This is a genomic window from Candidatus Acidiferrales bacterium, assembly GCA_036514995.1.
Taxonomy (GTDB): Bacteria; Acidobacteriota; Terriglobia; order Acidiferrales; family DATBWB01; genus DATBWB01.
In genome coordinates, this window is sequence record DATBWB010000002.1 from 23,709 (window position 1) to 37,279 (window position 13,571).

Annotated in this window: 10 protein-coding genes and 1 tRNA gene; 10 read left to right on the forward strand and 1 reads right to left on the reverse strand. The window is 60.3% G+C overall.

The genetic code is table 11. The features are described from left to right. Nucleotides 1-124 precede the first annotated feature (124 nt). From thiE to VIH17_00260, 10 genes are all read left to right on the forward strand, one after another. The gene (gene thiE, locus VIH17_00215; GenBank protein ID HEY4681655.1) at nt 125-742 is read left to right on the forward strand and encodes a thiamine phosphate synthase; all 618 of its coding nucleotides are present in this window, start codon (nt 125-127) and stop codon (nt 740-742) included. A gap of 36 nt (nt 743-778) precedes the next feature. Further along, nucleotides 779-2,245, forward strand: coding sequence for an amino acid permease (locus VIH17_00220; GenBank protein ID HEY4681656.1), 1,467 nt, complete (start codon nt 779-781; stop codon nt 2,243-2,245). A 123-nt stretch (nt 2,246-2,368) separates the two neighbouring features. Then, nucleotides 2,369-3,835 (forward strand): amino acid permease, encoded by a 1,467-nt coding sequence (locus VIH17_00225; GenBank protein ID HEY4681657.1) that lies wholly within the window; start codon nt 2,369-2,371, stop codon nt 3,833-3,835. 330 nt (nt 3,836-4,165) lie between these two features. After that, nucleotides 4,166-6,208 carry a SpoIIE family protein phosphatase gene (locus tag VIH17_00230; protein ID HEY4681658.1) on the forward strand — a complete coding sequence of 681 codons (2,043 nt, stop codon included), beginning with the start codon at nt 4,166-4,168 and terminating at the stop codon, nt 6,206-6,208. A 15-nt stretch (nt 6,209-6,223) separates the two neighbouring features. Next, the gene (locus tag VIH17_00235) at nt 6,224-7,228 is read left to right on the forward strand and encodes a potassium channel protein (GenBank protein HEY4681659.1); all 1,005 of its coding nucleotides are present in this window, start codon (nt 6,224-6,226) and stop codon (nt 7,226-7,228) included. A gap of 11 nt (nt 7,229-7,239) precedes the next feature. Next, entirely contained in the window at nt 7,240-8,829 is a 1,590-nt protein-coding gene (locus VIH17_00240) for an NAD(P)H-hydrate dehydratase (GenBank protein ID HEY4681660.1), read from the forward strand. Then, nucleotides 8,819-9,370 (forward strand): tRNA (adenosine(37)-N6)-threonylcarbamoyltransferase complex ATPase subunit type 1 TsaE, encoded by a 552-nt coding sequence (gene tsaE, locus VIH17_00245; GenBank protein HEY4681661.1) that lies wholly within the window; start codon nt 8,819-8,821, stop codon nt 9,368-9,370. The genes VIH17_00240 and tsaE overlap by 11 nt, the downstream gene beginning before the upstream one ends. 134 nt (nt 9,371-9,504) lie before the next feature. Beyond that, on the forward strand, nt 9,505-10,320 hold the full coding sequence (locus VIH17_00250) for an SDR family oxidoreductase (GenBank protein ID HEY4681662.1): 816 nt from the start codon (nt 9,505-9,507) through the stop codon (nt 10,318-10,320). 131 nt (nt 10,321-10,451) lie between these two features. Beyond that, entirely contained in the window at nt 10,452-12,920 is a 2,469-nt protein-coding gene (locus VIH17_00255; protein ID HEY4681663.1) for a hypothetical protein, read from the forward strand. 121 nt (nt 12,921-13,041) lie between these two features. Next, a tRNA-Sec gene (locus VIH17_00260) sits at nt 13,042-13,139 on the forward strand. A gap of 230 nt (nt 13,140-13,369) precedes the next feature. Here the strand turns inward: VIH17_00260 and VIH17_00265 are convergent. Then, nucleotides 13,370-13,571 (reverse strand): hypothetical protein (locus tag VIH17_00265; protein ID HEY4681664.1); only part of this gene is annotated, 202 nt, incomplete at its 5' end.

The following is a 13,571-nucleotide window of genomic DNA, read 5'->3' on the forward strand; positions in this document are numbered from 1 at the left end:
CGCTATTCTGCTCAATTAGTTGGAACGGCACTAGTGCCGTTTGAACAAGACCGGTCCCGCTTTGCGGGATGGGGAAAGATCACCCGGAATGTCTCGCGGCGAATGGCCAATAGGTGGAAGGAGCATGTTTCCACGCCTCTACGCCGTCCTTGACGGAAGCATCCTTGGTCCGGCTGTGGAAGCCTCCGCTCAAAAGCTGATCGCCGCTGGCGTCAGGCTGTTTCAATACCGCCACAAAAAGGCCTCCAGCCGGCAACTTTTCACCGTCTGTCAGAACCTGTCCCGGAACATGAAGGCGGCGGAAGCGCGGTTCGTGGTGAACGACCGCTGCGACATCGCCCGGCTGACGGCGAGCGGCGGTGTTCATCTCGGCCAGGAGGACCTGGACCCGAAGGAGGCCCGCGCCATTGTGGGCGGCGAGTCGTGGGTCGGCCTTTCGACGCATACCCTGGGAGAGGTGGAAGCGGCCGCGACCACCACCGCCGACTACATCGCCATCGGGCCTATTTTTCCAACGATCAGCAAGGAGGGCGCGCGGCCTCCCGTTGGTCTCGGACTCATTCGTGAGGCGCGAAAGATCACGGACAAGCCGCTGGTCGCCATCGGCGGGATTACCCTGGAGACGGCGCCGGAGGCTTTGGCCGCCGGGGCAGACTCGGTCGCGGTCATCCGCGACCTGATCGAAGCTGCCGACGTGGGTGCCCGCGCGCGTCAATACCTGGAAGTGTTGCGAGCGTTGTAGCCCGCCCCGCCTTGGCGGGGCCAGGAGGAGCAGGGAGTGTCAGAACTGACAGCCAATCGCATGGTCACTCGGCAGCGAGTGGAATTGCTTCGCGGCCTCGGGCTGATGGATGCCACCACGATTGTGATCGGCTCGATGATCGGCTCGGGCATTTTCATCGTGTCAGCCGACATCGCCCGCCAGGTACCTTCTCCGGCAGGCTTGCTCCTGGTCTGGCTGGTTAGCGGGGTCCTGACCATGATCGGGGCGCTCAGCTATGGGGAACTCGCCGCCGCCATGCCGAAGGCCGGTGGCCAGTATGTCTATCTGCGAGAAAGTTTGGGCCCCTTGTGGGGCTTTCTCTATGGCTGGGCTCTGTTTCTGGTGATCCAGACCGGGACAGTTGCCGCGGTGGCGATTGCCTTTGCCAAATTCGCGGGCGTCTTTCTGCCGTTCATTTCCAGCACCCGGGTGCTTTTGCACTTCGGGACCCTGCCGTTTCTGAACCGCCCCATGGATTTGACCACTCAGAATCTCCTCGCCATCCTTTCCATCATCGCGCTCACCCTGGTCAACATGCGGGGATTGCGGATGGGGGCGCTGGTACAGAACATTTTCACGTTTGTGAAGACCGGAGCGCTGGCGGCTCTGATTGTCCTTGGTTTTGTTTTGGGAAAGAATGCGACGGCACTGGCGGCCAATTTCGGGAACTTCTGGCAGGGAGTGGATTTCTCCGGCACCACCGTCCGCCTCATCGCCGTCGCTATGGTTGGGGCGCTCTTTGCTGCTGATGCGTGGAACAACGTGACCTTCACCGCCGCTGAGGTGCGCGAACCCAGTCGAAACTTGCCCCGATCCCTCGCCCTGGGCGCGGGCATCGTCCTGCTCCTCTATGTTCTGGCCAATGTCTCCTACCTGGCCATGCTGCCTCTTCAAGGAAGCGCCACCGGCGCTACCGTGCTCGCCAGGGGGATTCAGCACGCCGCCGAAGATCGCGTCGGCGCCGCCGCCGGCCAAGTGATCTTCGGCCCCATCGGCCTCTTTCTCATGGCCGGCGCCATTTTGATCTCAACCTTTGGGTGCAACAACGGACTGATCCTGGCCGGGGCGCGAGTGTACTACGCCATGGCCCGAGACGGCTTGTTCTTTCGCCGCCTGGCCGACCTGAACCCCAAATATCACTCGCCCAACGCTGCTCTGATCGCGCAATGCCTCTGGGCTTGCTTGCTGACCCTGAGCGGGACTTACAGCCAGCTTCTCGACTACATCATTTTCACAGTTCTCTTGTTTTACATTTTGACCATCTCGGGTCTTTTCGTCCTGAGGGCCAAACGACCCGAGATGGTGAGGCCATACCGGGCGTGGGGCTATCCCGCCGTGCCGCTGTTATACATAGGAATGGCGGTCTTGATTGAGGTGCTCCTGTTGATATACAAACCGCTTTACACTTGGCCGGGCTTGATCATTGTGTTCTTGGGCGTCCCTGTTTACTGGGTGTGGCACAAGAAGGCGGCTTCCCTATAGTGTCGTGTCTCAGGAGTTCGTTGAATAATTCTGGGGCGGGCCGCCCGTGAGCGTGGAGTGCGGAAGCTTGCTTCCGCTGTTTTGCGTGGAGGCTTACTTCCGCGCCGAATGTGGAGGTAGTGCATGGCGAGTCAACTCTTCGCCACCAAACCGCTTGACCTCTTGCTCAAACAGGCCGCGGACACCGAACATGGTCTGAAGCGTGCTCTTCGCGCGGTTGACCTGGTCATGCTGGGCGTGGGGGCGATCATCGGCGCAGGAATCTTTGTCCTGACCGGCCAGGCCGCCGCCCAGCACGCCGGGCCGGCCATTGTGCTCTCATTCGTCGCCGCGGGGATTGCCTGTGTTTTTGCCGGCCTGTGCTATGCCGAGATGGCAGCGATGATCCCGATTGCCGGCAGTGCCTACACCTATTCCTATGCCACGATGGGAGAGTTCCTCGCCTGGATCATCGGTTGGGACCTGATCCTGGAATACTCGCTGGGCGCTGCCACCGTGGCGGTGGGCTGGTCGGGCTATGTGGTCAGCTTGTTGAAAGACATCGGGCTTGTCATCCCGCCGCAATTTACCGCAGGCCCATTTTTGCAGGTAACTCTGGCGGACGGTTCGCAGGCCTCGGGTATCATCAACCTGCCTGCCATCTTCATCATCGGTCTCGTCACTTCTCTGCTCGTGATCGGCATCCGTGAATCGGCCAATGTGAACACAACCATTGTGTTCGTCAAAGTGGGTGTGGTGATCCTGTTCATCTTGGTAGGAATCCGCTACATCAACCGCGCCAACTGGACGCCCTTCATACCCCCCAACACCGGAGTTTTTGAACAATTCGGGTGGACGGGCATCCTGACCGGGGCGGGAGTGATTTTCTTCGCTTACATCGGCTTCGACGCCGTTTCCACGGCCGCCCAGGAGGCCAGGAACCCGCAAAAGGATATGCCCATCGGCATCCTGACAAGTCTGGTGATTTGCACCATTCTGTACATCGCCGTCTCGGTCGTGCTCACCGGGATTGTCCCTTACAAAGAGTTGAATGTACCGGATCCGATGGCAGTCGGAATCAACGCCACCGGGTTGTACTGGATGCGTTTCGTGGTCAAGATCGGCGCCATCGCCGGTCTGAGTTCGGTTATCCTGGTTATGCTGTTGGGACAGCCGCGCATTTTCTGGACCATGGCCGGGGATGGCCTGCTACCGCGGGCCTTCAGCAAGGTTCATCCCAGGTTCCGCACCCCATATGTCACTACCATCCTGACCGGAATCGCCGTCGCCATTGCTGCAGGACTTTTCCCCATTGGCGTCCTCGGCCACCTCGTGAGCATCGGCACCCTCTTTGCTTTCATCCTGGTTTGCGCTGGCGTGGGGGTCCTGCGTTATACCAAGCCACAAATTGCGCGACCCTTCCGTGCCCCGTGGATTTGGTTTGTGGCGCCGGCAGGGATGATTACCTGCTTCTACCTGATGTACGGCCTGCCCAAGGAGACTTGGGAGCGCCTGTTCATCTGGATGGCGATCGGCCTGGTGATCTATCTCGCCTACGGCCGTAACCACAGCATGCTTCGGCGGAAGGCAACCCCACCCAAAGCACCGTAGGGATAGCAGCCAAAGAGTCTTTGGCGGGCAAGTTCCGGCTGGTGTCTTCCCCCAAAGTGTCAACTCCGTAGCGCCAGCGTCCCGCCGGCTTGATTCAGTGGCCGAGCGCGTATCAGACAGGCGACCGCTTCTCATCCTTCTCGGGAACAGCCTCTTCACGCTGGATATGGGTTCGCGGCGCGGCTGGTGGCGATCTCCATCCTCGCTCGGTTGCAGTGCCGTGTTAAGGATAGGGTGGCGCTTCCCTCTTTGGGTCACTTTCGATAGACTCTCTTGCGGAAGTGAAGCGGCAGCAGGCTCGTTGGTTCGGCAGCTTCCGCCGGCATCTCGATGTTCTCTCCAGCTATTCGCAACACCATGCGCAAGATTTTGCCCAAGAGCCGGCTGGCGCGGCTGACAGCCGGTGCGGCCTTTGTTTACGTGATCCTTCGGCTGGCCGGGTGGATCAGCGGCCGTGCCGTCTCCGGCACGCGCTTCGTCGGCGTCGTGCTATTCCTCGCTGCCGTGCTCTTGACTTTCCGCCTGCTGGGGCGCCTGCGGCGGCTCATCCTTTGGCGGCTGCGCAATCGGCTGCTCGTCACCTACGTTTTCATTGCCGTGGTGCCGGTGGTGCTGATTGTCGCCATGGTCCTCTTGTCCGGATACCTGACGTTTGGTCAGCTCGGTGCCTATTTGCTCATCAGTGATTTGCAAACCAAAGCCGATGAGATTGACGCGGCTAACCGGGCGCTTCTGGGCGACCTGGCAGAGCATGTGCGCGCTGGCGAGCGGCTGAGTGAAGCCGTCCGGCATATCATGCCCCAGTGGTCTGGCGAACTGATTGCCGGGATGCCCGGGCTTGCCTCTCGAGCCGAGCTGGGTAAGGAAGCTTATGGGATGGAAGAGGCAGGGACGTTGCGGCCGGTTGCCCAACCCTTGCCCGAGTGGTCGCGAAGAGGATTCAGCGGGATCGTTCGGGACGGTGACGGACTTCGCTTTCATTCCGTGCGCGTGACAGCGCTCCCGCAGGGAAATCTTACCCTCAGCCTTGCCGCGCCCTTGAGCGACGAGGTTTTTTCGCACTTGCGCCACCGGGTCGGGCCGGCCGAGCTGCGCGCTACGACTGAGGTGCAACAAGTGACTCGGGGGCAAGTTTCTCTTACTTTCGGCAACCGACGATTCAACTTGGCCGGCGTAGTGGCCCGCGCCAGGCTCGCCCTCGCTCCACCCGCCAACCGGCTGGATATGGTATTGCGCGGTTACTCCAAGTTCGATGTCCATGAATGGATCCCGGGGGAAGAAGCCAAAACCGTTCCCGTGTTTATTTATTTTACTTCCCGGCCATCGGTCCTGATGGCGCAACTGTTCAGCACACTGGGGGAGATCCGATCCGTTCCGCTTGTCATTTTGGTTGCCGCGGGGATCGTTTTTCTGGTTATGGAAATCCTCGCGCTCGTTGCCGGGGTGGTCCTTACACGCACCGTGACCAAAGCCGTAGCCGGCTTGTATGAGGGTACGCAACACGTGCAGGCGGGCGACCTTTCCTATCGCATCAGGACGACCGCCAAGGACCAGCTTGGCGTGCTGGGAGAGTCCTTCAACAGCATGACCGAATCAATTGCCAGGCTTATCGAAGAAGTTCGAGAGAAGCAGAAGCTTGAGGGCGAGGTCGAAATTGCCCGTCAGGTTCAGGCGCAACTCTTCCCGCGAGAAGTCCCGCAGGTGGGTTCGCTCGAGCTGGCCGGAGCGTGCCGGCCGGCAAGGCGGGTCAGCGGCGATTACTACGACTATTTTCGGATTGGCGAACATCGCCTCGGCCTGGCCATTGGCGACATCAGCGGGAAGGGCATTTCAGCAGCACTCCTGATGGCCACCATTCAATCGGCCTTGCGGAGTTACCTGAGGGCGAATGGCGCAAGCGCTGGCAGTCCGGACACCTCCCGGCTGGCTGAACGGTTGAACCGTCAACTTTTTGAAAGCACATCACCGGAAACGTACGCCACCTTCTGTTGTGCCATCTTCGACAGTCCAACCGGCCTGCTCACCTACACCAATGCCGGTCACCTCCCGCCTCTCCACTGCGCCGGCGGCAAGATCGAACGACTGGAAGCGGGCGGCACGGTGGTGGGGCTCTTTGAGCAAGCCAGTTATCAGCAAGGCACTGTGCCCATGAACCCCGGCTCGTTGCTGGTGGCCTATACCGACGGCATTACCGAGTGCGAGAATGCCTATGGCGAGGCTTTCGGCGAAGATCGGCTGGCGGCCATTGTTCACAAGCACAGCGGCAAGTTTCCGGAAGCCCTGATCGCTGAAATTATGAGGCGGGTGGATGAATGGACCGCCGGCGCCGAGCAGGACGATGACATGACCCTGCTGGTTGCCAGGATGCATTAGCCTGAGCGAGCTGCCTTGAAACTTTACTCCCGCATCAAAGTAGGCGTCGCAATAGTGGGAGCCATCCTGCTGGTGGGGACAGCGGGGTTTCACTGGATTGAGGGCTGGCCGTGGTTTGACGGACTTTACATGACGCTGACCACCCTGACCACCATCGGCTACCAGGAGCTTCACCCCCTATCTCCTGCCGGCAGGCTCTTCAACACCTTCCTTATCATTGTCGGTGTTTCCTCTTTGTTCTTCCTGATTGGAGCGTTTACCCAGGCGATGATAGAATTCGAGCTCGGCACATTTTTTGGAAGGCGTCGCTTGGAGCGGCAAATCAGCAAGCTCGAAGGCCATTACATCATTTGCGGCGCGGGCCGCGTCGGTCGGAGTGCGGCCAGGGAATTCCGCGCCCGGCCGGTGCCTTTTGTCATTATTGAGCGGGACGAGAACAGGGTGCGGTGGGCGGCTGCGGAGGAGATGCTCGTCCTGATCGGAGATGCCACCCGCGATGAGATACTGCGGGCGGCGCGGATCGAAAAGGCCAAGGGTTTGATCGCCGCTGTGGCCACCGATGCTGAGAATCTCTACATTGTTCTTACGGCTAGGGGCCTGCATCCCACCTTGCCAATCATTGCCCGCGCCAGCGAAGAGGATGCTGCCGATAAATTGCGCAAGGCCGGCGCTACCGAAGTGGTCTCCCCCTACCACGTCATCGGCCGGCGCATCGCCATGAGCCTCTTGCGTCCCCATGTCCTTGATTTTATTGACGTGGCAACAACCCTCTTCGGCGCCGAAGACCTCGATCTGCAAATCGAACAAGTCCTGGTCTCCGACCGCTCCTCGCTTTCTGGCAAAACCCTGGAGGACTCCGGTATTCGCCGCCATACCGGTGTGATCATCCTGGCGCTCCCCAAGGTTGACGGGCAGATGCATTTCAACCCCTCGGCCGGTTCGCGCATCCAAGGCGGGGATCACCTCATTGCCATGGGGCAACCGAATGACCTGAAGCAATTGGAGGCCATGGCGAGATAGGACGGCGCTCGATGAAAGTCCTCACGGCTGCGCAAATGCGAGAGGCGGACCGGATCTCTACCCAGCGGTACGGTCTCCCGAGCATCCTTCTCATGGAAAATGCCGGGGCGCGGGTGGTGGAATTCCTGGAGAAGGAATTTCCCGATCTCGCCAAGCGTCGCATTGCCGTTTTTTGCGGGAAGGGAAACAACGGCGGCGACGGGCTGGTGGTCGCGCGACAGTTGCGCATGCGCGGCATCTTGCCCAAGGTCGCTCTCCTTGGCGATCCCAACGAGCTGAAGGGTGATGCCCGCCTTAACTTTGACATCCTTTCCAAAATCGGATTTCTTCCTTACGTGGTTCGTACCCTGGACGAGTGGATCGGTCTCAAGCCCGACTTGCTGGGAAGCTCGCTGATTATTGACGCCATTCTGGGCACGGGCCTCGCCGGACCAGCCGAAGGCCTCTATTTGGAAGTCATTCGCGACATCAACTTGAGCTTTACCGGGGCGGCGGTAGTGGCGGTGGATATACCCTCCGGTCTTGCTTCCGATTCGGGTGAAAGGCTGGGCGAGTCCATCCGGGCCGACTACACCGTCACCTTCACCGCTCCCAAGGTCGGCCAAATTTTTCCTCCGAACTGCGAGCAGGTCGGCAAGCTCGTCGTCGTTCCCATCGGCACGCCTCGGGAAGCGCTCGACCTGGACAAAAGCCTCTTTCTCCACCTGATTGATCCTCAGGAGCTGAAACGAATCTCGCTGCGTCGCCGGGCAGCCGCCCACAAGGGCGATTTCGGCCACGTCCTGTTGATTGCCGGTTCGCGGGGCAAAACGGGAGCGGCGGCCATGGCAGCCAAGGCGGCGCTGCGGGCGGGCTCGGGATTGGTCACCGTGGCCACGCCGGCCGGCATGCTTCCCAGCGTCGCCTCGATGCTGGGGGAAATGATGACGGAGCCTCTGCCGGACACGGAGTCGGGAACGATCAGCGCTCGGGCAGCCGAAGAAAACTGCTTGGCCAAAATTTTGGAGGGCAAGTCGGTGGTGGCGCTGGGGCCGGGTATCTCGACCCACCGGGAAACGGTCGCCTTTGTCCAGCGGGTTGTCGCGAGCGTCTCGCTGCCCTTGATCCTCGACGCCGATGGCCTGAACGCCTTTGCCGCATGCCCCGATCGTTTGGAGGATAGAAAGGCAGCGGCCCTCGTTTTGACCCCGCATCCGGGAGAAATGGGCCGGCTGGCCGGGGTGAGCGCAAGGGAAGTCCAGGGCCGGCGAATGGAAATTGCCCGCGACTTCGCCATCAGGCATAAGCTCTATGTCATTCTCAAGGGTTACCGCACCTTGGTGGCGACACCCGCCGGGCTGGTCTTTGTCAACCCCACGGGAAATCCGGGGATGGCCACCGGCGGAGCGGGAGATGTGCTGACAGGATTGCTCGCTGGCCTCCTCGCCCAGTTTGGCATCGCGCGCTTGGAGGAGGTTCTCTGCCTGGGAGTCTATCTGCATGGGCTGGCTGGCGATATGGCGGCACGGGAGAGAGGCGAGGCATCCTTGATCGCCTCCGATATCACCGAATCCTTTCCCAGGGCGGTACGGGCGCTCGAGCAGGAGGAGAGTGGCGGCTAGCGCCGTTCCCACTCGACGCTGCTTGCCAACGCTGCCGGATCACCCCGCCAAGGCGGGGGACACACCACCGGGCGAGATGATTCCTCCCGGCGATCCTGTGACAAGGCGGTGGAACGGCGTGAGGGAGGAGTTTGTTTCGCATTCGGCTGAGGAGACGATTGCTTTTGGCCGAAGCTTGGCGGGCAGGATCGAGAGTCCGCTCCTGATTCTTCTTGTTGGTGAACTGGGATCCGGAAAGACAACCCTGGCCAAAGGGATTGTCAGCGGCCTCGGCGGCGCCGCCGAATACGACGTGACCAGCCCCTCTTTTACCCTGGTGCGCGAGTACCGCGGCAGGATTCGCCTCTTCCACGTGGACCTCTATCGCGTGGAAAGCAGGCATGATTTGGAGACGCTTGGACTCGAAGATCTTCTTGCCGAAGAGGCGGTCATCCTCGTCGAATGGGGGGAGAAGCTTCGACCGCCGGTGAACGTGCCGACCTGGAGGATCGACTTCGAGATTCTGGAGGACTTGAGTCGCCGTCTGCTTTTGGCGAACTGACACCCTGGTGCCGTTCCAACTTGATGAGCCTATACATCTCGATCCTGTATGATCAATAAAGCATCCCGTGTGACTTGCGGAAAATGGCCCCAAATAGTTGGAACGGCAATAGTCGGGGAAGGGACGAGGGGAGAATGGGAGAAAAAAGAAGTGAGAAGGAAGTTGCCTGGGCTCTCGTACTGGGCTCGTCGAGCGGCTTCGGCGAGGCTTGCAGTCTGGAGCTGGCTCGCTCGGGTATGAATATTTTCGGTGTCCATCTCGACCGGCGAGCGACCCTGCCCCACGTCGAAGACGTTGTGCGAGAGATTCAATCCACCGGCCGCCAGGCCGTCTTTTTCAATAACAACGCCGCTGATCCGGAACAGCGAAAAATCGTCCTGGATCAGATGGAGGAAACCTTCCGCCAGACCCGCCAACCGGCCACCGTGCGCGTGCTCCTTCACTCCCTGGCCTTCGGAACTTTGAAGCCTTACCTGGCCGACCATTTCGACGACAGCCTGCAGCCATCGCAAGTGGAAATGACCGTGGACGTGATGGCCCACAGCCTGGTTTACTGGGTACAGGATTTGGTGCGCCGAAAGTTGATGGGCGAGGGGGGACGTATTTTCGCCATGACCAGCTCGGGCGCCGCCAGGGTCTTCCCGACCTATGGCGCAGTATCGGCTGCCAAGGCCGCCCTGGAATCGCACATCCGCCAACTGGCGTTCGAGCTGGCACCCCTGGGAATCACCGCCAATGCCATTCGGGCGGGTGTGACTGACACCCCCGCCCTGCGCAGAATTCCCGGCTGCGACAAATTACTGGAGGGAGCGCTCCGTCGCAATCCCAGCCGCAGGCTGACCACGCCCCGGGATGTGGCGGCGGCCATCACTGTACTTGCCCAACCCGGCGCCTACTGGATGACCGGGAATGTCATCGGAGTTGACGGCGGGGAGGATATCGTCGGCTGACACGAACCGGCTCATTTCCCGCCATTGGTTGACCCCTCCACATTACGACAACTCGCTCGGAGAAAACCTTGCCCGGCCAAAATTAGCTCTGCTATAGTGTTAAATTGGCTCGGCCCAGAGGCTCAAGAAAGATGGTCGAACTTCAGCGACCTGTGCCGGGGCCCGCTGCCGGGCAACTCGAACTTTATCCCTATCGGGTTACCTTTCCTCTCGGCAACCTTCGCGTCGGCACCGACAACATCCACTTTGACGTTTTCCTGAGCCCTCGCTTTGTCGAGCAGGCGCAACGCTACCTCCTGGCCCTGATCCGGCAGCGCAGCCCCCTTCAACAGATTTACGCTGGCCGGGGCAAACAACCCGAGGCCCCGGATCTGGGTTCCTTCCGGCGAGCCCTCTCTGACCTCCTGCAAACTGCCCTCACCCGGGCCCACTACGAAAAAAATCGCGAGATCGACATCCTGGCCCGGCTCGCCGTGCTCAAGTTGCTCCTGGCGGAGATGCAAGAGCAATTCGCAGCCGTTACCCTGGAATGTAAGGAAGAGATGCGCGCCCGCGGAGACCTCTATTTTGAACGCACGATGACGGCCCATGTGTTGAAAGCCCGCCTCGCCGAATTTCACGCCAATCGCAAAAACCTCTTCCGGGAGCTGGGTGAGCAATTGGCGGAGACCATGCGCGAGATTGAGGACAAGACGCTCGCCAAGATGCGCCGGGCGCTCTTTGGCGACGAATACGCCGAAGAATACGATCTCCTCCACAATCGCCTCCTTTTCGTCGAGGGCGGCAAAGATGACATCGTCATGCTGCACCACTACGTCCTCCTCGGAAACTTTCCCCAAGACCCGGATCGGGTCGCCCTCTTGGACCGCATCTTTCAGTCTCTTCTCCGCGAGCACGTCTTGGTCACCCAGGGCGGAGAGGAGTCGAGGGAAGCGGAGGAGGCCTACCAGCGCCAGCTTAGCGAGATCGTCAGCTACAAAAAGGGACTGGAGACGCTGGAAGAGGAACGCATGGAATTGGGTCGGCAGCTCGAGCAAAGACAGTCGCTCGCTTTTCGGTTGTTCTCGCGTTCGAGCCCTTCGGAACTGGCCGCCCGCTTGGCCGGCGTCGAGGAACAGTACCGCGAAATGGAGGTAGCTCTTGAGCAACGCACCGAAGAGTTGGAACAGGCCAAGCAACGCCTGGAATACGTGAGCGAACAGTTTGAGAATTTGCTCGGCGAGTTTTTGAACAATCCCGTCAATGCCCGCGCCCTCTTCGGCGCTCCCACCCCCGTGGCCGAGGCCGATGTGCCCAGCGCCCGGCTGCGGCGATTCCTTTTTGAGGAGATGTGCCGCAGTTTGAACCACAACCGTTTGGCCGAGCACATCCTGGCTGCCTACGAGATCAGGGGCTTCTACCGCGACTTCTGTCCACCCATCAACCCGCAGCAATTGAAGAAGGCTCTGGTGGATGGCCAGGAGCGCGCCCGGCTGAAATCCCTCCTGGAACAGTTCCCCTCGCGACGCTTTCCGACCTCAAAGATTGAGGAAGCCGCCAGGAAGGTTCACCGCAACACATGGGCGCAGCTCGAGGCCGTCGCCCTCCAGTTTGCCGAAGACTTTATGCGCTTTCGGCGCGACCATAGAAACTGGATGACCGTGACGGCGGCGATGGAGAAGATCAACCTGGTCCGGGAAGAACGAGCGCGCCAGATGTCCCGCATGAACCACTGTCTCTATGAGATCCTGCTGGGGGACGAGCAAGCCGCCGGGGAGGACAAGATCCTGAGCCACGCCATTGTAAAGGCGGACATCCGCAACTCGAGCGGCGTGACCCGGGAGCTGCTCGCCCGCGGGCTCAATCCCGCCTCCCATTTCAGCTTGAACCTGCACGAACCCGTGAAGCGAATGCTCGACCAATTCGGCGCCGCCAAGGTGTTCATCGAAGGAGATGCCATCATCCTGGCAATCTACGAAACAGAAGCCAACCGCACCCACCAGCGAGCGGTGGGCCGGGCCTGCACCCTGGCCCAGGAAATCCTGGCGGTCTCGCAGGCCTACAACGCCCGCGCTGAGGGAAACAACCTCCCCAGCTTCGAGCTGGGCCTCGGCGTGGCCTTCCAGAATTCTTCGCCTACTTTCTGGATGGATGGCGACACGCGCATTATGATCTCTCGCGCCATCAACCTGTCCGACCGCCTGTCGAGCTGTTCCCGCGCCGCCCGGCGCCTCTTGAGCGGCAACCGTTCCCCCTTCCGCCTCTTCTTGCTGCAAACTCTTCTCGATGATCCCGCTGACGAGGGGGAAGAGGTCTTTCTTCGCTACAACGTCAATGGCGTCGAGTTGAATGAAGAAGGCTTTGAGAAACTGCGCGAGGAGATGTCTCTACGAACGGTCAGCGCTCGTTTTCTGATGCCCTGGGGCGAAGATACCGTGCGCATGCATTTTGGCGATTTGCCTTTTGGGGAGAGTTTCCGCAAGCTGCTGGTACGGGAAGACCGCGTGCGGCGACTCACCCCCGAAGGCCAAATCGATCCTCAACCCCTCTCTAGGCGCTATTTTGAAATCTGCACTGACCCCGAGCTTCTGCGCTTGATTGAGTCCAAAATCCCCGCTTAAGCCACTTAATGTAGGGGCAGGTCTTTAGACCGCCCCAAAACGAGGGCAAGCTGAAGCTTGCCCCTACATACAGCACACCCCGCCTTGCCAACGTGATGGGCCGCCCCTATAATCCCGCTGCGGAAGCGAAATGGGTCCGGTGACCCTCCCGGCCTTCAAAGCCGGCGGTTCTTGGTTTGCGCCAGGAGCGCTCGGTTCGACTCCGAGACGCTTCCGCCAACCCCCGCTCGCGTCGCCCGCTGACCCTCCAATACTTAATGTAGGGGCCTTAATGTAGGGGCCGGTCTTTAGACCGCCCCAAAACGAGGGCAAGCTGAAGCTTGCCCCTACATAAGGGCGTGTAAGAACGGGCGCGATCTCGAATCGAGGTTTTTTGAGAGAGCTTTCGGCTACTGAGGCAGAACTTTCTCCCATTGGCCGCCAGAGCCTTGCCATTTATGACAGAGGTCCTAGAATTCATCCAGGTCAAACGTTTTTTTGTGCTTGGGAGCCTTCTTGCGTTTGTCGGGAAGAACGCGCTCGGCGGGAGGACTGCCGATACGTACCCGTGCCTGGCGCTTGGCCTCTTTGGCGGCGGAGAATTTTCTTTTCTTGCGTCGAGGCATCGAGAAAAGGCGCGAGGCCTTCTGAGTCTTCTGGGCGTCGCGGCCG